At 70.4% G+C, this 20,298-nt stretch carries 17 protein-coding genes; 16 read left to right on the forward strand and 1 reads right to left on the reverse strand.

The genetic code is table 11. The annotated features are described in order from the left end of the window. Positions 1 to 45 precede the first annotated feature (45 nt). The 11 genes from IE209_RS06820 (at position 46) to IE209_RS06870 (ending at position 13,837) form a co-directional block, all read left to right on the forward strand. Positions 46 to 1,002, forward strand: a complete 957-nt coding sequence (locus tag IE209_RS06820; RefSeq protein ID WP_189686204.1) for a LysR family transcriptional regulator — start codon at positions 46 to 48, stop codon at positions 1,000 to 1,002. Between the two features lie 5 nt (positions 1,003 to 1,007). Further along, the gene (locus IE209_RS06825) at positions 1,008 to 1,427 is read left to right on the forward strand and encodes a hypothetical protein (protein WP_189686205.1); all 420 of its coding nucleotides are present in this window, start codon (positions 1,008 to 1,010) and stop codon (positions 1,425 to 1,427) included. A 71-nt stretch (positions 1,428 to 1,498) separates the two neighbouring features. Beyond that, on the forward strand, positions 1,499 to 2,851 hold the full coding sequence (miaB, locus tag IE209_RS06830) for a tRNA (N6-isopentenyl adenosine(37)-C2)-methylthiotransferase MiaB (RefSeq protein ID WP_189686206.1): 1,353 nt from the start codon (positions 1,499 to 1,501) through the stop codon (positions 2,849 to 2,851). Then, positions 2,848 to 4,266 (forward strand): HAMP domain-containing sensor histidine kinase, encoded by a 1,419-nt coding sequence (locus tag IE209_RS06835; RefSeq protein WP_189686207.1) that lies wholly within the window; start codon positions 2,848 to 2,850, stop codon positions 4,264 to 4,266. The genes miaB and IE209_RS06835 overlap by 4 nt, the downstream gene beginning before the upstream one ends. Positions 4,267 to 4,436: 170 nt before the next feature. Then, complete coding sequence (locus IE209_RS06840) at positions 4,437 to 4,931, forward strand: hypothetical protein (protein WP_189686208.1); 495 nt, start codon at positions 4,437 to 4,439, stop codon at positions 4,929 to 4,931. 2 nt (positions 4,932 to 4,933) lie between these two features. Beyond that, positions 4,934 to 6,352 carry a sigma 54-interacting transcriptional regulator gene (locus IE209_RS06845; RefSeq protein ID WP_189686209.1) on the forward strand — a complete coding sequence of 473 codons (1,419 nt, stop codon included), beginning with the start codon at positions 4,934 to 4,936 and terminating at the stop codon, positions 6,350 to 6,352. 223 nt (positions 6,353 to 6,575) lie between these two features. After that, on the forward strand, positions 6,576 to 8,621 hold the full coding sequence (gene mdoH, locus IE209_RS06850) for a glucans biosynthesis glucosyltransferase MdoH (protein ID WP_189686210.1): 2,046 nt from the start codon (positions 6,576 to 6,578) through the stop codon (positions 8,619 to 8,621). Positions 8,622 to 8,778: 157 nt separating this feature from the next. Then, positions 8,779 to 9,828: a purine-nucleoside phosphorylase gene (locus tag IE209_RS06855; protein ID WP_189686211.1), complete on the forward strand. Its 1,050-nt coding sequence runs from the start codon at positions 8,779 to 8,781 to the stop codon at positions 9,826 to 9,828. Between the two features lie 7 nt (positions 9,829 to 9,835). Continuing rightward, positions 9,836 to 10,750 carry a LysR family transcriptional regulator gene (locus IE209_RS06860; protein ID WP_189686212.1) on the forward strand — a complete coding sequence of 305 codons (915 nt, stop codon included), beginning with the start codon at positions 9,836 to 9,838 and terminating at the stop codon, positions 10,748 to 10,750. 139 nt (positions 10,751 to 10,889) lie between these two features. Continuing rightward, positions 10,890 to 12,971, forward strand: a complete 2,082-nt coding sequence (locus tag IE209_RS06865) for a LamG-like jellyroll fold domain-containing protein (RefSeq protein ID WP_189686213.1) — start codon at positions 10,890 to 10,892, stop codon at positions 12,969 to 12,971. A 77-nt stretch (positions 12,972 to 13,048) separates the two neighbouring features. After that, positions 13,049 to 13,837, forward strand: a complete 789-nt coding sequence (locus IE209_RS06870; protein ID WP_189686214.1) for a PEP-CTERM sorting domain-containing protein — start codon at positions 13,049 to 13,051, stop codon at positions 13,835 to 13,837. Positions 13,838 to 13,898: 61 nt separating this feature from the next. Here the strand turns inward: IE209_RS06870 and ffh are convergent, their stop codons facing one another. Beyond that, positions 13,899 to 15,290, reverse strand: coding sequence for a signal recognition particle protein (gene ffh, locus IE209_RS06875; RefSeq protein ID WP_189686215.1), 1,392 nt, complete (start codon positions 15,288 to 15,290; stop codon positions 13,899 to 13,901). Between the two features lie 87 nt (positions 15,291 to 15,377). Here ffh and IE209_RS06880 point away from each other — a divergent pair, with 87 nt between their 5' ends. Genes IE209_RS06880 through ampD form a run of 5 tightly spaced genes read left to right on the forward strand, consistent with a single transcriptional unit; the run spans position 15,378 to position 20,155 of the window. Beyond that, positions 15,378 to 16,190: a cytochrome C assembly family protein gene (locus IE209_RS06880; RefSeq protein WP_189686216.1), complete on the forward strand. Its 813-nt coding sequence runs from the start codon at positions 15,378 to 15,380 to the stop codon at positions 16,188 to 16,190. Further along, entirely contained in the window at positions 16,187 to 16,408 is a 222-nt protein-coding gene (locus IE209_RS06885) for a PP0621 family protein (protein WP_189686217.1), read from the forward strand. Before IE209_RS06880 ends, IE209_RS06885 begins: the two co-directional genes overlap by 4 nt. Positions 16,409 to 16,431: 23 nt before the next feature. After that, positions 16,432 to 18,132: a sensor histidine kinase gene (locus IE209_RS06890; RefSeq protein WP_229882717.1), complete on the forward strand. Its 1,701-nt coding sequence runs from the start codon at positions 16,432 to 16,434 to the stop codon at positions 18,130 to 18,132. A gap of 3 nt (positions 18,133 to 18,135) precedes the next feature. Further along, positions 18,136 to 19,572 (forward strand): sigma-54-dependent transcriptional regulator, encoded by a 1,437-nt coding sequence (locus IE209_RS06895; protein ID WP_189686218.1) that lies wholly within the window; start codon positions 18,136 to 18,138, stop codon positions 19,570 to 19,572. After that, a complete protein-coding gene (ampD, locus tag IE209_RS06900) occupies positions 19,562 to 20,155 on the forward strand; it encodes a 1,6-anhydro-N-acetylmuramyl-L-alanine amidase AmpD (protein WP_189686219.1) in 594 nt (197 codons plus the stop codon). Before IE209_RS06895 ends, ampD begins: the two co-directional genes overlap by 11 nt. Positions 20,156 to 20,298 lie beyond the last annotated feature (143 nt).

Raw genomic sequence — 20,298 nt, forward strand, 5'->3', positions numbered from 1 at the left:
CGATTCAGCACGCTTGCATGCGCAAAATGCGTATGCTCGGCGGCCATGCCGCAGTCCCTCGTCCCGCCCAACCTGCGCTACCTGGACCAGGTGGCGCGCTCCGGCTCGATCCAGGCCGCCGCCAAGGAACTGCACGTGGCGGCCTCGGCCATCCACCGGCAGATCCTGCAGCTGGAGGAGCAGCTCGGCGCGCCGCTGTTCGAACGCCTGCCGCGCGGCATGCGGTTGACCGTAGCCGGCGACGCCGTGGTCACGCTGGCGCGCCGCTGGCGCCAGGACGAACGGCGGCTGGCGAGCGAGATCCGGCGCTTCCAGGGGCAGCACCAGGGCCATGTGACGCTGCACGCCATGGACAGCCATTCCACCAGCGTGCTGCCCGCGCTGGTGGCCGCGCTGGGCAGCGACCACCCTCTGATCTCGCTCTCGGTCAACCTGGGCAGCACCGACGAAGCGCTGGGCGCCCTGATGGCCGGCACGGCGGACATCGCCGCCGTGTTCAACCTGCCGCCACGGCGCGAGGTGCTGCCGCTGTGGCGCGCCGAGCTGCCGTTCGGCTGCGTGGTGGCGCCGAACCATCCGCTGGCCGCTGCGCGCTCGGTCAGCCTGCAGGAGGCGGCGGCCTACCCGGTGGCTCTGCAGAGCCGCGCACTGGCGATCCGGCGCTACCTGGACGCGCAATACGGCTGGCTGTTCGACCCCACCCGCGGTCGCTTCGAGAGCAACTCGCTGCAACTGGTCAAGCAGCTGGCCCTGGGCGGGCGCTACGTGGTGTTCACGTCCGAGCTCGATGCCGCGCCCGAACTGGCGCAGGGCCTGCTGCGCTTCGTGCCCGTGCGCGACAAGGGCGCCGAGCCCCAGACCATCGCCATCGCGGTGGATGCGACACGCCCCTTGGGGCCGGTGGTCAAGGTGGTGGCCGAGCATTTGCAAACCGCGATCGAACGGGCCTTGGCGGCCAGCCGCGAGGGGGCTTCTAAAATCGCGCCCCCAGCCTCTGGATGAACACCATGAACCGCTGCCACACCACGATCGCCCTGCTCACCACGTTGCTCGCTGCCACCGCCGCCCAGGCCCAGGTGCGCGAATTCCCCGCCGCCGCCCTGCGCGGCACCTTCCAGGTCACCCAGCCGCCCGAGATCCTGCTGGACGGCAAGGCCGACCGGCTCTCGCCCGGCGCCCGCATCCTGGGCGTGCGCAACGAGCTCGTGATGTCGGCCGGCATCGTCGGCGAGCGCCTGGTGGTGAACTACACGCGCGAGCCAAACGGCATGGTCCACCAGGTCTGGCTGCTGAACCAGCAGGAGGCCGCGCTCAAGCGCAACAGCGCCACGCGCGAGCGCAACTTCCTGTTCGCGTCCGAAGAGGACACCCGGCCCCGGGACGACGGCAAGACGCCGTTCCACCTGTTGCCCAAGTACGGGCAATAAACCCGTCCCCTCGAACCCATTCGAACGGAGCGGCCCGCGCCGCCCGTCCTGCACTGCCCCGCGAGACCGCCATGACGAAAAAAGTCTTCATCAAAACCTTCGGCTGCCAGATGAACGAGTACGACTCGGACAAGATGGCCGACGTGCTGCATGCCGCCGAGGGCTACGAGCCCACGCAGGACGTGGACGAGGCCGACCTGATTCTGTTCAACACCTGCTCGGTGCGCGAGAAGGCGCAGGAGAAGGTCTTCTCCGACCTCGGCCGCGTCAAGCACCTCAAGAAGAAGGGTGTGCAGATCGGTGTGGGCGGCTGCGTCGCCAGCCAGGAGGGCGAGGCCATCATCGCGCGCGCGCCCTTCGTGGACGTGGTGTTCGGCCCGCAGACCCTGCACCGCCTGCCCGAGCTGCTGGCCCAGCGCCGCCGCCAGGACGAGCCGCAGGTGGACATCAGCTTTCCCGAGATCGAGAAGTTCGACCACCTGCCGCCCGCACGCGTGGAAGGCGCCACGGCCTTCGTCTCCATCATGGAGGGCTGCTCCAAGTACTGCAGCTACTGCGTCGTGCCCTACACGCGCGGCGAGGAGGTCTCGCGCCCGTTCGAAGACGTGCTCGTGGAAATCGCCGGCCTGGCGGACCAGGGCGTCAAGGAGGTCACGCTCTTGGGCCAGAACGTCAACGCCTACCGCGGCCGCATGGGCGAGACCAGCGAGATCGCCGACTTCGCGCTGCTGCTCGAAACCGTGGCCGAGATCCCCGGCGTCGAGCGCATCCGCTACACCACCAGCCACCCCAACGAGTTCACGCCGCGGCTGATCGAGGCCTACGCACGCGTGCCCAAGCTCGTGAGCCACCTGCACCTGCCCGTGCAGCACGGCTCGGACCGCATCCTGATGGCCATGAAGCGCGGCTACACGGCCATGGAGTACAAGTCCACCGTGCGCAAGCTGCGCGCGATCCGGCCCGACATGGCCATGAGCAGCGACTTCATCGTCGGCTTCCCGGGCGAGACCGAGGAGGACTTCGGCAAGATGATGAAGCTCATCGACGACATCGGCTTCGACAACAGCTTCTCCTTCATCTTCAGCCCGCGCCCCGGCACGCCGGCCGCCAACCTGCACGACGACACGCCGCACGATGTCAAGTTGAAGCGCCTGCAGCACCTGCAAGGCGTGATCGACGCCAACGTGCGCGCCATCGCCGCGCGCCGCGTGGGCACGGTGCAGACCATCCTGGTCGAAGGCCCTTCCAAGCGCAGCCATGCGGGCCAGCCCGAGCTCATGGGCCGCACCGAGTGCAACCGCGTCGTCAACTTCCCCGGTCCGGACCGCCTGGTCGGCCAGATGGTGGAGGTGCGCGTGACCGAGGCCATGTCGTACTCGCTGCGCGGCGAGGTCTGCACGCGCGAAACCGCGTCGGCCGCGTGACGCGCAAACGCCTGTCCTTCCGCCAGCTGCTGCTGCTGGCCTTTCTGCTGATCGCCGCGCTGCTGGGCGGCGTGGCCGTGCGCGCGGTCTTCACCTTCGACGTGCTGATGCAGCGCAGCCTGGGTTTTTCGGCCCGCACGCTGCAGTTGAACGGCGTGGCGCAGGCGCTCAGCGAGCGCAGCGCCACGGCAGAGCGCGCCGCGCGCCAGTCGCTGATCCTCAACGACGCGCTGCTGCGCAAGCGCTTCGCCGACAGCGCGCGCGAGGCCCAGGGACTGGTGGACGGCCTGCAGCCGGCCGACCTGCCGCCGGCCCTGGCCGCGCGCTGGCGGGGCCAGATGGCCCGCATCGCGCAGCTCATGGAGGGCCCGGCCGAAACCGCGCTGGACCGCGAGCGCGCCGTCGCGGCCGAGTTCCGCGAACTCGACGTGCTCAACGTCACGCTCGCGCAGCAGATGCAGGCCGCCATCGAGCAGCGGCGCCAGGCGCTCAACGCCGAGCTGGACACCAGCCGCATGCAGATCACACAGCAGGTGATCGGCATGGTGGTGCTGGCCGTGCTGCTGGCCATCGCACTGGGCCTGTGGCTGGCGCGCCCGCTCAAGCGCGTGGAGCGCGCCATCGTGGGCCTGGGCGAGAACCGGCTGGACCAGGCGATCGAGATCCAGGGCCCGTCCGACGTGCACCGCATCGGCCAGCAACTGGACTGGCTGCGGCTGCGCCTGTCCGAGCTGGATGCCGACAAGGCGCGCTTCCTGCGTCACATTTCGCACGAGCTCAAGACCCCGCTGGCCGCGCTGCGCGAGGGCGTCTCGCTGCTCGAAGAAGGCGTGGCCGGCGAGCTCAACGACAGCCAGCGCGAGGTCGCCGGCATCCTGCGCCAGAACACCATGCAGCTGCAGAGCCAGATCGAGGCGCTGCTGCGCTTCAACGCCGCGGCTTTCGAGGCGCGCCAGCTCAAGCGCGAGCGCGTGGATCTGCTGGAACTCATCGAAGCCCAGGTCGACGCCCAACGCCTGCAGTGGCGTGCGAACCAGCTCACGGTGCAGGTCGAGGGCGAGAGCCTCACGACGCGGGTGGACGCGGAGAAGATCGGCACGGTGCTGGCCAACCTGCTGTCCAACGCGATCCGCTTCTCGCCGGCCCGCGGCCGCATCCTGATCCGGCTGCAGCAGCACGCGCAGATCGTGCAGATCGACGTGCAGGACGAAGGCCCTGGCGTGGCCGAGCCCGACCGCGAGCGCATCTTCGAACCCTTCTTCCGCGGCCAGCGCCAGCCCGAGGGCGCCGTGAAAGGAACGGGCATCGGTCTTTCCATCGTTCACGAATACATCGCCGCACACGGTGGCAAGATGGCGCTGTTGTCCGGCACGCCCGGCGCCCATTTCCGCATCGAATTACCCCATGTGCCCTGAACCACGCGCGGCCCGCGCGTCTTCCCCCTTGCTGTGCGCGCTGGCCGCGGCGCTGCTGNNTGGCCGGCTGCGTCGCGCCACCGCCCGCACCGCCGCCTGCGCCGCCGCCTCCGCCGCCCGCCGTCGCACCGGCGCCGCCCCCGACCGCCGCGCCGCCGTTGGCATCGGCCGTGCCGCAGCCTGTGCAGGGCGGGCAGCCTGGCGGCGTGCGCACCGACAGCAGCACCGTGGCCCAGGGTCTGCTGTTGTATGCCGACCGTGTGCGCCGCATGGCGCCTGCCGAACTGGCGCAGGAGGTCACGCGGCTGTCCGACATCCCCGAAGCGCAGCGCCAGCCGGCCGAGGAGATGCAGTTGGCCATCCTGCTCGCGCAGACGCGCGTGCCGGCCGACCTGGTACGCGCCCAGGGTCTGGCCCAGCGCGTGCTGGGCAACCCGCGCGAGGAAGCGCGCGGCCTGTACCCGCTGGCCGGCATGCTGGTGGCGCGCTATGCCGAGCAGCGCCGTGTGGAGGAAGCGCTGGACCGCCAGGCCCAGCAGCTGCGCGAGCAGCAGCGCCGCATCGACCAGCTGACCGAGCGCCTCGAAGCCGTGCGCGCCATCGAGCGCAGTCTGACCTCGCGTCCCCCCCCGAACGGCCACCGCCCTCCGCCGGGGCAGCCCTGAACATGCCCGGCAGCGACTCCTCCCCGGCGCGCACCAACATCCTCGTCGTCGACGACGACGCGGACATGCTGCGCCTCTTGTCCATGCGCCTCACGGCCGCCGGCTACCGCGTCACGGCGGTGGGCTCGGCCGAAGCCGCGCTGAACCAGCTGGACATCGAGCAGCCGCAGCTGGTGCTGTCCGACGTGCAGCTGCCCGGCCGCGACGGCCTGGCGCTGTTCGACCTCGTGCGCGCCCGGCATCCGGCTTTGCCCGTGATCCTGCTGACCGCGCACGGCACCATTCCCGACGCCGTGGAGGCCACGGCGCGCGGCGTCTTCACCTACCTGACCAAGCCCTTCGACGGCAAGGCGCTGCTGGACAAGATCGCGCAGGCGCTGTCGCTGTCGGCGCCCACGGCCGCCGTGGTGCCCAAAGGCGGCCACGACGAGAGCTGGCGCGACGAGATCGTGAGCCGCTCGGCCCGCATGGCCGAGGTGCTGGCCGAGGCCAAGATGGTGGCCCAGTCCGATGCCAGCGTGCTGATGCTGGGCGACAGCGGCACCGGCAAGGAGTTGCTGGCACGCGCCATCCACAAGGCCAGCGCGCGCGCCAAGAAGCCGTTCGTGGCCGTGAACTGCGGCGCCATCCCCGAGGCGCTGCTGGAGTCCGAGCTGTTCGGCCACATGCGCGGCGCCTTCACCGACGCCGTGACCAACCACAAGGGCCTGTTCCAGACCGCCGACGGCGGCACGCTGCTGCTCGACGAAATCGGCGACATGCCGCTGGCGCTGCAGGTCAAGCTGCTGCGCGTGTTGCAGGAGCGGGCCGTGCGGCCGCTGGGCTCCAGCCAGTCCATTCCGGTGGACGTGCGCATCCTCTCGGCCACGCACCGCGACCTGGAGCAGGCCATGGCGGCCGGCCAGTTCCGCGAAGACCTCTACTACCGGCTCAACGTGGTCACGCTCACGCTGCCGCCGCTGGGCGAGCGGCGCGAGGACATCGCGCTCCTGGCCCAGCACTTCCTGCAGCTGCTGGCGGCCAAGTACCACAAGCGCCTGTCGGGCTTCGCGCCCGAGGCGCTCAAGGCGCTGACCACCGCCGCCTGGCCGGGCAACGTGCGCCAGCTGCACAACGTGGTCGAGCAGGTCTGTGCGCTGTCGACCACGCCGCTGGTGCCGCTGGCCCTGGTGCAGCGCGCGCTGCGCCAGCCCGCCATCGAGGTGCTGCCCTATGCCGAGGCCAAGCGCAAGTTCGAGCGCGAGTACCTGATCAACCTCTTGAAGCTGACCGACGGCAACGCCGCCGATGCGGCCCGGCTGGCCGACCGGAACCGCACGGAGTTCTACCGGCTGATGCAGAAGCACGAGCTCACGCCGGGGCTGTTCAAAGGGGATTCTGCGGCTTCCGGCGAGGGCGTCGCCGAACCGCGACAAGGCTAAGTCCTTGTTTTTCCTGGAGATCGCCGAACTGCGACCAGCGCTTGTCGCTGTTCGGCGACAAAAACCAGGGTTCTGGGGGCCGTTTTCCGGCCAAGTCCAAGAAAACCGCGACAGAAGCACCCAACCCATTGATCCATAAGGTGTTTTTACGCTGGCATGGGGTTTGCACTAGGACAGGCATATGAGCTCTGTCTCTCCCCACTCCTCCCACAGCGAGAACACCATGGACCAACCCAATATCGTCCGCGTTGGCCGGCAGATCGTCGGTCGCTCCTGGGACAAACAGCGCAGCCCGCTGCGCTCTGAACGCCATCCCAATTCCGTCACCGCACCGCCCGTGAACCGCGGCTCCATGACGCCCCGCCCCTGGCGCGGCTTCTGGAACAGCGTGGGCACGGCGCTGCTGATGTCCGTCCCCGGCATGCGCCCGGCTGCCGCCAAGGCCGCTGCGCCCGCACCGGAAGCCTGGCAGCAGGCCGCCAGCCGCCGCCGCATGGCGCTCATGCTGATCGTGCTGGTCACGACCGCGCTGGCCACCACCCTGTTCGCCAGCATGCAACCCGACTACGACAGCCTGCTGCTCGAAGTTGGCCAGCTGTCGCTGTTCGCGCTGCTGTCGGCCTGGATCGTGTCGGGCTTCGGCACGGCGCTGATGGGCTTTTTCGTCGTGCTGCGCGGCGACAAGCACGCGCTCTCGGTCAAGGAAGTGCGCGACCACGCGATGCCCACCGGCGCCGACGCGCGCACGGCCATCATCATGCCGATCTGCAACGAGGACGTGGCCACCGTGTTCGCCGGCCTGCGCGCCACCTGCGAATCGGTGCTGGCCACGGGCCATGGCCGCGCCTTCGACGTGTTCGTGCTGTCCGACAGCAACGACCCCGAGAAGCGCCGCGCCGAGCGCGCCGCCTGGGAAGACCTGCGCGCCGTGCTGGCCGCCGAGGCCAATGGTGCCCCGGCCATCGAGGTCTACTACCGCCTGCGCACCCGCCGCACGCACCGCAAGGCCGGCAACGTGGCCGACTTCTGCCGCCGCTGGGGCAAGGACTACAAGTACATGGTCGTGCTGGACGCCGACAGCGTCATGAGCGGCGACTGCCTGACCTCCATGGTCAAGCTCATGGAAGCCCACCCGCGCGCCGGCATCATCCAGACCGCCACCCAGTCCATCGGCCACCAGACCCTGCACGCCCGTGCGCAGCAGTTCGCCTCGCGCATGACCGGCCGTCTGTTCACGCTGGGCATGCAGTACTGGCAGCTGGGCGAATCCCACTACTGGGGCCACAACGCCATCATCCGCGTCAAGCCCTTCATGGAACACTGCGCGCTGGCCCCGATCAAGGGCACGGGCGGCCTGTCGGGCGGCATCCTGTCGCACGACTTCGTCGAAGCTGCGCTGATGCGCCGTGCCGGTTTCCACGTGTGGCTGGTGTCCGACCTGGTCGGCAGCTACGAGCAGCAACCGCCGGACCTGCTGTCCGAGCTGCAGCGTGACCGCCGCTGGTGCCAGGGCAACCTGCAGAACGCCCGCCTGATGGCCGAACCCGGCATCGCCGGCGTGCACCGCGCGATGTTTATCACGGGCGCGATGTCCTACCTGTCGGCCCCGCTGTGGCTGGCCTTCATGACGCTGGGCACCGCGCTGTGGCTGTCCGGCCATGCCCAGGCCACCGGCCTGGCGAACGTCGGCCAGGCCCTGTCGGCCATCCCGGCCGAGCTGATCGGTCTGTGGGTCTGGACGCTGGCCGTGCTGTTCCTGCCGCGCCTTTTGGGCATCGCCGCCGTGCTGATCCAGGGCGAGCAGCGCCGCTACGGCGGCACTGCCGGCCTGATCAAGAGCGCCGCGCTGGAAAGCGTGCTGGCCATGCTGCAGTCGCCGGTGCGCATGCTGGCCCACTCGCTGTTCGTGCTGGTCGCGCTGACCGGCGTGAAGCTGGAGTGGAAGTCGCCCCCGCGGGATGCCGAAGCCCTGCGCTGGCGCGATGCGGCCCGCAGCCTGGCGCCCATGAGCGGCATCATCGCGCTGCTGGCCGTGGGCATCGCGCTGATCGACCCGAGCGCCCTGGTCTGGCTGATCCCGGTCGGTCTGCCGCTGCTGCTGGCCATCCCGGCCAGCGTGCTGACCAGCCGCAGCGACCTGGGTGCCGCCATGCGCCGCCAGCGCTGGCTGCTGATCCCGGAAGAAAGCTGGTCGCCGGCCGTGCTGCGCCGCGCCTGGATGCACGCCAAGCTGCCGCTGCGGCAGGCTCCGCTCGCCCTGGCGGCCTGAGCGGCCTCTCTCCCAGGAACGCCCCTCGCCGAGGGGCGTTTCTGTTTCTGCGGCGCGTGCGTTTTTTTCGCACGGCTAGCACGAAAATCGGCGCTTGAGAGCAGCACCCCGTTTGCCTAGGATGCGGCCCCATTCCCAACAGCACAAGGCGAACCCCATGCGTGCCCCGCGATCCACCCTGGCCTGGCTGGCCGCCGCCGCTCTGCTGGCCGGCTGTGCCAGCCCCCCACCGTCCACGCCATCCGCCAGCGCGGCGCCGACCCGGACCCAGGCCGCCGCGCCCGTGCGCGTGAAGGTCTTCGTCGCCGCCATGTTCGAGATCGGTCAGAACACCGGCGACCGCGCCGGCGAGTTCCAGCACTGGTACGAGCGCTACTGGAGGAACGCCACGCCGGTCCGCGTGCCGGGCGCGCTCGCGCCCGTGTACTGCAACAGCGACGGCGTCTGCGGTGCCGTGCTGGGCATGGGCAAGGTCAACTCCTCGGCCTCGATGCAGGCCATCCTGCTGCACCCGGGCTTCGACTTCTCGCAGGCCTACTACCTGATCACGGGCGTGGCCGGCACGCCGCCTTCGCGCGGCACCATCGGCGACGTGTTCTGGGGCAGCTGGCTCGTGGACTACGACCTCGGCCACCGCTGGGCGCCCGAAGAGAACACGCCGGGCGCGCCGACCTTCATGCCGCGCAAGGGCTACGAGGAATACCGCCGCTTCCGGCTCAACCCGGCCTTGCAGGCCTGGGCCATGCAGCTGTCGGCCAAGACCCCGCTCTTGGACTCGGACAGCGCGCGCGCCTACCGGCTGCGCTACCCCGAGCCGCGCGCGCGGCAGGCACCCTCGGTGGGGCTGGGCACGCACATGACGGGCGACACCTTCTTCCACGGCCCCGGCCTGTCGAAGCAGGCCCAGTACATCGCCAGGCTGTACGGCGCCGACGACTACGTGATCACCGAGATGGAGGCGGCCGCCATCACGCTGGTGATCCAGCGCACCCACGGCACGGACCGCATCATGAGCCTGCGCGGCGCCGTCAACTTCGACCAGGGCAACCCGCGCGAGACCACGCTGCAGCACCTGGACCCGGCGCCCGGCGAGACCGCCGGCGGCTTCGCCGAGACGGTGGAGAACATCGCGCGCGTGGGCGAGCGCGTCGTCGACCACATCGTGAGCCAGTGGACGGAGTGGGCGGGCGGCGTGCCGCCGCGCTGACCCTTCCATGCACGCCAGCGTCCTCAGCTACTTCATCGAGGTGGCGCGCAGCGGCTCGGTGCGCAAGGCATCGGAGCGGCTGCACGTGGCGGCCAGCGCCGTGAACCGCCAGATCCTGAACCTGGAAGAGGAGCTGGGCACGGATCTGTTCGACCGCCTGCCCGGCGGCATGCGGCTGAACCCCGCTGGCGAGCGCTTGCTGCGCCATGCGCAGGAGACGCTGCACGGCTACCAGGTGCTGCGCACGGAACTCGACGCGCTGCGCGGCGAGCGCAGCGGCCATGTGAAGCTGGCGGCGATGGATTCATGCTTCGAGGGTCTGCTGCCCGCCGCGGTGGAAGAGTTCTCGCAGCTGTTCCCCGCCGCCACCTACACCATCGTCTCGACCCAGCCCATGGAGGTGCCGCAGCTCGTGGCGTCGGGCCAGGTCGACCTGGGCATCAGCTTCGTCACGCGGCTGCCGGCGGGCGCAGTGGCCGTGAGCCTGGCGCACCTGCCCCTGGGCGTCGTGATGCCGCCGGGCCACCCGCTTGCGGCGCACGAGCGGGTGGCGCTGCGCGACTGCGCGCGCCACCCCTTCATCCGTTCGGGCGCGCAGCCGGTGTTCGGTCCCACGCTGTCGGCCGAGTACACCGCCTTCTGGGAGGCCATGGAGCCGGTCGCCACCTGCAACTCCACACCCTTGGTCAAGCGCCTGGTCATGGCCGGCAAGGGCATCACGACCTTCTCCAAGATCGCGCTGCTGGACGAGTTGCGCCGCGGCGAGCTGGTCTGGCGGCCGTTCGCGCTGCCGGTGCTGGCCCAGCTGCAGGTCGGCATCGTGGTGCCGGCCCAGCGCGCACTGCCGCAGCTCACGCAGAACTTCGTGGGCCGGCTCGCGCGCCGGCTGGCGCAGCTGGAGCAGGAAGCGGCCGCGCTGTAGGCGCGTCCGCACCTGTGCGGACGAAGCGGCCCCACGCGGGGCGACATGTCATGCACACGTCGTGCTGTGTCACTGCCTTGTCGCGTGCACTGCCGACACTGCGCGGCTCCGGGCAAGCGCCCACAACCGCTCCAGTGCAATGACCCAAGAACCACGCGACGCCATCGAGCCGGACGCCGCGACAACACCAACGCACCCCTTCGCCAGCGACCGCCGCAACATGCTGCGCGGCGCGGCCGGCCTGTCCGCCGTGGCGGTGGGTGGCGGCTTTCTGCAGGCCGCGCAAGCCGCGACCGCAGCCACCACAAGCTTCGCGATCGCCGTGCTGCCCGACACGCAGTTCTATTCGCGCTATGCGACGACCGATGAAGGCCAGCAATTCCAGAACCGCTACGGTTCCACGCCCTACGCCGCGCAGACCAGCTGGATCGCCAACAACGCGGGCCGCTACAACATCCCGTTCGTGATCCACCTGGGCGACGTGGTCGACCAGGTCGGCAAGCCCAACCAATGGCGCGTGGCCGACGAGGCCATGCGGCAGCTGGAGAACGCCAGCGTCCCCTACGCCATCCTGGCCGGCAACCACGACGTGCTGGCCGACCACGACTACCACGGCCCGAGCGACCAGGGCTTCGGCACCGATGCCCAGCGCAACCTGGCGGCCGAGCCCTACCTGCAGTGGTTCCCGACCAGCCGCGCGGCCCGCCAGAGCAGCTTCCGCGAGCGTGACAGCTCGGGCTTCCACGAGTGCCACGTGTTCACGGCCCATGGCGTGCCGTTCATGGTGCTGTCGATGTCCTGGCGCGTCTCCGACGCCGCCATCGCCTGGGCCCGCGACGTGATGCGCCGCAACCCGACGCTGCCCGTGATCCTGTCCAACCACCAGCTGCTCAATATCGCTGCCGACGGCATCACGCCGGCCGAAACGGACTACGGCCAGATGCTGTGGGACAAGCTGATCTGCGACAACGACCAGATCTTCATGACGCTGAACGGCCACCACCACGGCGCGGCCTACCTCAAGAAGTTCAACAACTTCGGCAACGAGGTGCACCAGATGGTGGTGGACTACCAGATGGACTACCAGGGCGGCAACGCCATGATGCGCCTCTACGAGGTGGATTTCAGCGCCAACAAGATCGACGTGATGTCGTTCTCGCCCTGGGTCGTCGGCAAACCCGCCAGCACGCTGACGCAGTTCGACTTCGCCGAGCTCAGCGCGGCCAACCAGCGCTTCTCGATCCCCATCAACTTCAAGAAGCGCTTCGCGGGTTTCCTGCGCTGGCGCCCGCTGCTGGCCACCACGGGCACGCCCATCCTGCCACGCGTGCGCAGCGAGCTCCTGGCCAGCTACGTGGAGCCCACGCCCACGGTGCAGCGCCCGCCGGCGGACGCCAACGACTTTCCGCTGATTGCGGGCGAGGACAACTACGCCCACTGGCGCGCACCGGCCGGCATCGCCGAGGGCCAGGTCGTGCGCGTGGGCGAGGCCCTGCCCAACATCACCACCAGCGGCCAGCACGTGGGCCAGCACATGTACCGCGCCGCGCCCGTGGGCGCCGCGCAGCTGGGCGATGTGGTCTGGTCCACCGACAAGCACTACCTGTCGTCGGCCCCGGGCAGCGTGCGCGTCCTCAACAGCGACAAGACCGTCGGTCGCCTGAACGCCTTCCTGACCCAGGTGGGCGCGTCCATCAACAACCGCAGCTTCTGGAACGGCTACACCATCGAGGCCTTCATCAAGCTGCCGGCCGACTGGGATTCGAACAAGCACCGCTGGGCCAACCTGCTCGGCCGCGTCGGCCGGCGCGGCAACGTGCCGGGCGGTTTCCGCGGCGGCGACCCGGAAGCCTCCAGCGTGCTGTTCGCCATCTCCAGCCTGCGCGAAGTGCAGTGGGAGATCGTGCCGGCCAGCAACGCGCAGTACCCGCAGACGGCCTGGTCGGGCGAGCTGATCCGCAACACCTGGTACCACGTGGCCCTCGTCAACGACCCGACCACGCGCACGACCACGATGTACTTGGACGGCGCGCCGGTGCTGCGCAACATCGCCAACGCCGAGACGGGCACGCGCTCGCAGAGCGTCAACAACCCCTGGATCGTCGGCGCCGGCTGGTGGGACACCGTGCTCACGGACGGCTACTACGGCTGGATCGGCGAGATCCGCCTGGTCGGCCGCCCGCTGCCGTCCGCGCAGTGGCTGACGGCCCGCCGCAGCTGACACGCGCCGCTCCTCACCCGCCAGGGCAGACCGCAGGCGGCTGCCCTGCTCTCATTCGTTCTTCGGAGTTTTTCACCATGTTCTCTCGCATCGTCATGGCCGCAGCCGCTGCGTTGCTGCTCGGCACCGCCGCGCACGCCGCGCCCCTGCAGGCCACCCCCGGCATCTTCAACGGCAGCGGTTACGGCAGCAGCTACACCGGCCCGGGTGGCAGCAGCTCGCCGAGCAACGCCGCCCTGGGCTGGGTCGTCGACGGCGGCAACGGCGCCTTCGACGCCTTCGGCTTCTACAACAGCGGCACCGCCGGCCTCACGCAGACGCGCCAGGTCGAGCTGCTGAGCGGCAACGTGTTCCGCTTCTTCGACAGCTTCGCCAACACCTCCAGCCAGGTCATCACTACCACGCTGAACTTCTTCGGCAACCTGGGTTCGGACGGCGACGAACTGGTCCACACCCACCAGAACGGCCTGATCGTCAGCTGCGAGGACGACTGGACCGGCCACTGCGGCAGCGACCCCGTGCTGGCGCTGGTCTCGGGCAACAACGGCCTGGGCATCGCGTCGATCAGCCCGGACCGCTACAACGTGAGCTTCTCGGTCAGCATCGCGCCCGGCGAGGTCCTGAGCCTGCTGAACTTCGCCTTCCTGGCCAGCGACGAGAACGGCCCGACCTTTGAAGATGTGGCCCTGGCCCAGTCCACCGGTCTCGCCCTGCTGGACGCGCCGCGCCTGGAAGGCCTGACTGCGGAGCAGCTCGCCACGTTGGCCAACTACACGCTGGCGGGCGAGGTGCCCGAGCCCTCGGGCATGGCGCTGGTGCTGGCCGGCCTGGCGGCACTGGGCTGGCGCGCCCGGCGCAAGGTCTAGAACGCCATGAAAAAAGCCCGCGGCGCTGGCGCATCGCGGGCTTGTCGGGCCGGGGAGCCGTTCAGAACGGCAGCTTGGGCATGCCGCCCCCGCCGCCCATGAGGCCCTTCATGCCGCCCATGCGCTTCATCATCTTCATGAGGCCGCCGCCCTTCATCTTCTTCATCATCTCCTGCATCTGGCCGAACTCGTTGAGCAGACGGTTGACTTCCTGCACTTGAACGCCGGCCCCGGCGGCGATGCGGCGCTTGCGCGTGGCCTTGATCAGATCGGGCTTCTTGCGCTCGGCCGGCGTCATGCTGTGGATGATGCCCTGCTTGCGGCGGATCTCCTTCTCGGCGCGGTCCATGTCGACCTGGCCGGCCTTGGCCGCCATCTGCGTGGGCAGCTTGTCCATCAGGCTGGACAGGCCGCCCATCTGGTTCATCTGCTGGATCTGGGCCAGGAAGTCGTTGAGGTCGAAGCCCTCGCCGCCCTTGACCTTGGCCGCCAGCTTCTGCGCGGCCGCCATGTCCACGTTGGCCGTCACCTGCTCGACCAGGGCCACGATGTCGCCCATGCCCAGCACGCGGCCGGCATGGCGCTCGGCGTCGAACACCTCCAGGCCGTCGATCTTCTCGCTGGTGCCGGCGAACTTGATCGGCACACCCGTGACATGGCGGGCCGACAGCGCGGCACCGCCGCGCGAGTCGCCGTCGGTCTTGGTCAGCACGATGCCGGTGAGCGGCAGCGCCTCGCCGAAGGCCTTGGCCACGTTCATCGCATCCTGGCCCTGCATGGCGTCAACGACGAACAGCGTCTCCACCGGGTTCAGCGCCGCGTGCAGCTCGCGGATCTCCTGCATCAGCGCCTCGTCGACGGCCAGGCGGCCGGCCGTGTCGACCAGCAGCACGTCGAAGTAGTGGCGGCGGGCGTGGTCCAGCGCGGCGCGCGCGATGTCCACGGGCTTTTGCTCGCCCGTGCTCGGGAACCACTCGGCACCGGCCTGCTTGGTCACCGTCTTGAGCTGCTCGATGGCAGCCGGGCGGTAGACGTCGGCCGAGACCGTCAGCACCTTCTTCTTGCGCCGCTCGGTCAAGAGCTTGGCCAGCTTGGCCGTGGTGGTGGTCTTGCCGGTGCCCTGCAGGCCGGCCATCAGCACCACGGCGGGCGGCTGGGCCGCCAGGTTGAGCTCGGCACCCGGCTGGCCCTGGCCCATGGTGGCGGCCAGTTCGCGGTTGACGATGCCGACCAGGGCCTGGCCCGGCGACAGCGAGCCCAGCACCTCCTGGCCCAGCGCCTTCCCCTTGACGCGCGCGATGAAGTCGCGCACCACGGGCAGGGCCACGTCGGCCTCCAGCAGCGCCATGCGCACCTCGCGCAGCATGTCGGTGACGTTGGCTTCGGTGATGCGGGCCTGGCCGCGGATCTCCTTGACCAGACGCGAGAGTTTTTCGGTGAGGGCGGACGCCATGGAGGTCCTTTGCTCCTGCGCAAGGAGCGCGGTTGCGAGACGGGGGAAGCGGCCGGCGCCCAGAAGGCGTGCCGGTAAACTGAGCGCATGATTTTAGCGAGCGCCTCCATGGCCACCGTGTTGCTGTCGGCCGCCGCCGCCGCGGCCTATGCGGTGCCCGCGGCGGTCGCCTCTCGCCTGCAGCCCGAGCGCAGCCGCCACGCCCTGCTGCCGGCCTGGGTGCTGCACGCGCTGCTGCTGTGCTGGGGCCTGTGGTTCACGGCCACGCCGCGCTTCGGTTTCGCGCCGGCGCTGTCGGTCACGGCCTGGCTGGTGCTCACGGTGTACGCCGTGGAAAGCCATGTGTTCCCGCAGCTGCGCGCGCACTGGGCGCTGGCCGGTTTCGGCGCCGTGGCCGTGCTCATGGCCCTGGTGTTCCCGGGCACGCCGCTGCACGAGAACGCCTCGCCCTGGCTGCCGCTGCACTGGGCCTTGGGCATCGCCTGCTACGGCCTGTTCGCCGCCGCCGTGCTGCACGCCTGGCTGATGCGCCGCAGCGAGCGTGCCATGCGCGACGCCGGCCCCTCGTTCAGCGGCGTGCCGCTGCTGACGCTGGAGCGGTTGACCTTCCGCTTCGTGCAGGCCGGCTTCGTGCTGCTGACGGCCACGCTGGCGGCCGGCTGGCTGTTCGGCGAATCGCTCTACGGTGCGGGCGCCGGCCGCTGGCGCTGGGACCACAAGACGGTGTTCTCGCTGCTGTCGTGGGTCAGCTTCGCGGTGCTGCTGATCGGCCGGGCGCGCTTCGGCTGGCGCGGCCGCACCGCCGTGCGCGTGCTCTATGCGGGCGCAGCGCTGCTGCTGCTGGCCTATGTGGGCTCGCGTTTCGTGCTCGAAGTCTTGATCGGCCGGGGAGCCGCATGAAGTTCCTGATCGTCCTCGCGGTGGTGGCCTTCGGCATCTGGCTGTGGCGCTCGCGCCGGCCACCGCCACCACCGGCCAAACCGCGCAGCCGCGCGAACCAGCCCGCCGAGATGGCGCGCTGCGCCGCCTGCGGCCTGCACCTGCCGCTGGCCGACGCCGAGCGCAGCCCGCGCGGCGTGTACTGCAGCAAAGAGCACCGGCGCCAGATCGAGGGCTGAGAAACTGTGAAGGCGAAGACGGCGTGACCGCCCTCGACGACGCCTGGCCACCGTCCGATTTCGATCCGCGCGCCACCATCCAGGCGCCCGTGGGCGACCTGGCCATGACACGCGCCTGGTACGGTTTCATGACCGCACGCGCCACGATCGCGCTGGCCCTGCTGCTGCTGCAGGCCACGCAGTACGCGTTGACGGGCACCGTGCCGGTCTGGGTGCTGGCCATGTGCGCGCTCTACCTGGCCAGCGCACTGGCCACGCGGCTGCTCGCGCGGCCCCGCCTGCCGCGCCACGCGCTGGAGCCGACCTGGCTGCTGACGGTGGGCATGGACGTGCTGGTCATCGCGCTGCTGCAGCTGTTCCAGTCCGGCACCGTCAGCTACACGCCCCTGCTGGGCGTTCCCGTGCTGCTGACGGCGGTGCTGGGCACGCGACCCATGGCCATCGGCATGGCGCTGGCCATCACCTTGCTGCTGTTGCTGGAAACCTGGTGGACATCCGCGCACGGCCAGGCCGAAAGCACGGGCCGCTACCTGCAGGCCGGCCTGGCCGGCCTGGGCTACCTGCTGCTGGCCTTCCTGGCCAACCAGCTGGCGGCCCGGCTCGTGCGCGAGGAGCAGCTCGCGCTCGCGGGGCTGCACGCCGCGCGGCTGCAAGCCCAGGTGAACCAGCTCGTGATGGAGACGCTGACGGACGGGGTCGTGGTGGTGGACGCGCAGACCCGCCTGCGCAGCGCCAACCCCGCGGCGCGCACGCTGCTGGGCCTGGACGCCGCGCAGCCGCCGGCGCTGGACGCGCAACCCAGCTGGACGCCGCTGCTCGAGCTGGCGCGCGCCACGTTCGACCAGGCCGCGCCGCAGGCGGCCGACCTGACGCTGCGCAGCGCCAGCCGCGGTGCCCGGCGCCTGCGCGTGCGCACGCGCATGACCGAGGCGCCGGGCCGCGCCCACGAACGGCTGTGCGTGATCTTCCTGCACGACCTGCGCGAGGCGGAGGCGCGCACGCGCACCGAGAAGATGGCGGCCATGGGACGCATGTCCGCCGCCGTCGCGCACGAGATCCGCAACCCGCTGGCCGCCATCGCCCAGGCCAATGCCCTGCTGGAGGAGGAGCTGCAGGCCCCCGGCCAGCGTCAGCTCACGCAGATGATCCGGCACAACGCCCAGCGCCTGTCCAAGATCGTCGACGAGGTGCTGGACGTGGCCCGCGTGCCCGAGGCCGGCCGCACGGCGCCGCCCAGCCTGCTGCTCGATGCCAACGTACAGGACATCTGTGCCGACTGGGTCCGGCGCGCGCCGCAACGCCGCCGCGTGCAGCTGGACCTGGCCACCGAGGGCTTGCCGGTGGATTTCGACAGCGAGCACCTGCGCCGCGTGCTGGTCAACCTGCTGGACAACGCGCTGCGCTACGCCAGCGAGCGGCCGGCCGCGATCCAGGTGACGACACGGTTGTCGGCCGAGCGCCAGTCCAGCCTGCAGGTCTGGAGCGACGGCGCACCGCTGGAGGAGTCGGTCGAGCGCCACCTGTTCGAGCCCTTCTTCTCCTCGGAGAGCCGCTCCAGCGGGCTGGGGCTGTACATTTGCCGCGAACTCTGCGAGCGCCACCGCGCCAGCATCGGCTACCAGCGCAGCGCGCGGCAGCTCGATGGCGCCAGCGTCCAGGGCAACGAGTTCTCCGTGCAGTTCCGTCCCCCGAAACCTGCAGACCGCACCACCGCCGCCCATTGAGCCATGCCGCCGCACCAGCCCGCCTCTTCCGCACACCCGCCCGCCAGCGTCCTGGTGGTGGACGACGAGCCTGACCTGCGCACGCTGTACGAACTTACGCTGCTGCGCGAGGGCCACCGCGTGGAGACGGCCGGCACCCTGGCCGAGGCGCAGGCGGCGCTGCAGCGCCAGCGCTTTCGCGCCGTCATCACCGACATGCGGCTGCCCGACGGTCTGGGCCTCGCGCTGCTGCAGGATCTGCGCGCGCAGCAGCGCCCCGAGCGCTGCATCGTGATCACGGCCTACGGCTCGGCCGAGAACGCCGTGGAGGCACTGAAGGCCGGCGCCTTCGACTACCTGACCAAGCCCGTGGACCTCAAGCAGTTCCGCGCGGTGGTCGCGTCGGCGCTGCAGGAGCACGATGCCGCGCCGCCGCGCCCGGTGGCACGCAGCAGCCAGCCCGAGGGCGCGGTCCATGCGGCACCGGCGCTGGACCGGCTGGTCGGCGAATCCGAGCCCATGCGCCAGGTCAAGCAGCGCATCCTCAAGGTGGCGCGCAGCATGGCGCCGGTGCTGGTGCGCGGCGAATCGGGCACCGGCAAGGAGCTCGTGGCCCAGGCCCTGCACGCGGCCAGCCACCGGGCCGCCGCGCCGCTCGTGGCCGTGAACTGCGGCGCCATCCCCGAGAACCTGCTGGAGGCCGAGTTCTTCGGCGCCAAGAAGGGTTCGTACACGGGCGCGCTGGCCGACCGGCTGGGCTACTTCCAGGCCGCGCGCGGCGGCACGCTGTTCCTGGACGAGATCGGCGACCTGCCGCTGGCCATGCAGTCCAAGCTGCTGCGCGCGATCCAGGAGCGCAGCGTGCGTCCGCTGGGCTCCACCCAGGAGGATGCGGTCGACGTGCGCATCGTGAGCGCCACCCACAAGGATCTGGCGGCCGAGGTCAAGGCCGGTCGCTTCCGCCAGGACCTGTACTACCGCCTCAACGTGATCGAGATCGTGGTGCCGCCGCTGCGCGAGCGGCGCGACGACCTGCCGGCGCTGTGCACGGCGCTGCTGGGCCGCATCGCGCACGAATCCGGCATGCCGGTGCCGCCGCCGTCCAGCGCGCTGCTGGCCGAGCTGCAGCTGCATCCGCTGGCCGGCAACGTGCGCGAGCTCGAGAACCTGCTGCACCGCGCCGTGGCCATGAGCGAGGGCGACGAGCTCAGCGCCGATTTCTCCGACAGCGGCAACCAGGCCCTGGCGCCGCTGCCGCCGCCCGAAGAGGCCACGCCCAGCGACCTGCAGGCCTACCTGGACCGGCAGGAGCGCGCCATCCTCGTGCGCGTGCTGCACGAGACGGGCTTCAACCGCACGGCGGCGGCGGCGCGGCTGGGCCTGTCGCTGCGGCAGATCCGCTACCGCATCGCGCGGCTCGCCATCGCCACACCGCAGGACAACGAACCGCATGACGAGTGACGCGCTGTGGCAGGACGGCTGGTACCGCTTCGCGCGGCACCAGCCCTCGCCCAACTTCGGCCCGCGGCCGGCCGGTGCGTACATCGACCTCGTGGTGCTGCACTCCATCAGCCTGCCGCCTGGGCAGTACGGCGGCGACGAGATCCTGGCCCTGTTCGACAACCGGCTGGACTGGGACGCCCATCCCTACTTCGCGCAGATCCGCGGCCTGCAGGTCTCGGCGCACTTCCTGATCCGCCGCGGCGGCGAACTCTGGCAGTTCGTCGACGCGGACGCACGCGCCTGGCACGCCGGACGCTCGCACTGGCGCGGCCGCGACGAGTGCAACGACGACTCCATCGGCATCGAACTCGAAGGCCTGGAGGGCGAGCATTTCGAGCCGGCCCAGTACGACACGCTGACCAGCCTGTGCACCGCGCTGGCCCAACGCTATCCGATCGCCCATGTGGCCGGCCACGAGCATGTGGCGCCCGGCCGCAAGCAGGACCCCGGCCCGGGTTTCGACTGGGCCGCGCTGCGCCAGGGCACGGGCTGGCCAGCCGACTGGTTCCCGCTTGCGGTGCGCGGATCCGCCCCCACCTGAAGACAGGCCCAGCAACCATGCCGCCTGCGGGGCGGAATGCGGCGCGATCCCGCATGAAACCTCATCTTTGCGCGACCATGGCGCACCGCTGCTGGCGTTGCGGCGGGTGTCGAAAAGCAACACACAAAAAGCTGCGCAACACG

This window comes from Pseudorhodoferax aquiterrae, assembly GCF_014652235.1.
In the GTDB taxonomy this organism is placed as follows: domain Bacteria; phylum Pseudomonadota; class Gammaproteobacteria; order Burkholderiales; family Burkholderiaceae_C; genus Pseudorhodoferax; species Pseudorhodoferax aquiterrae.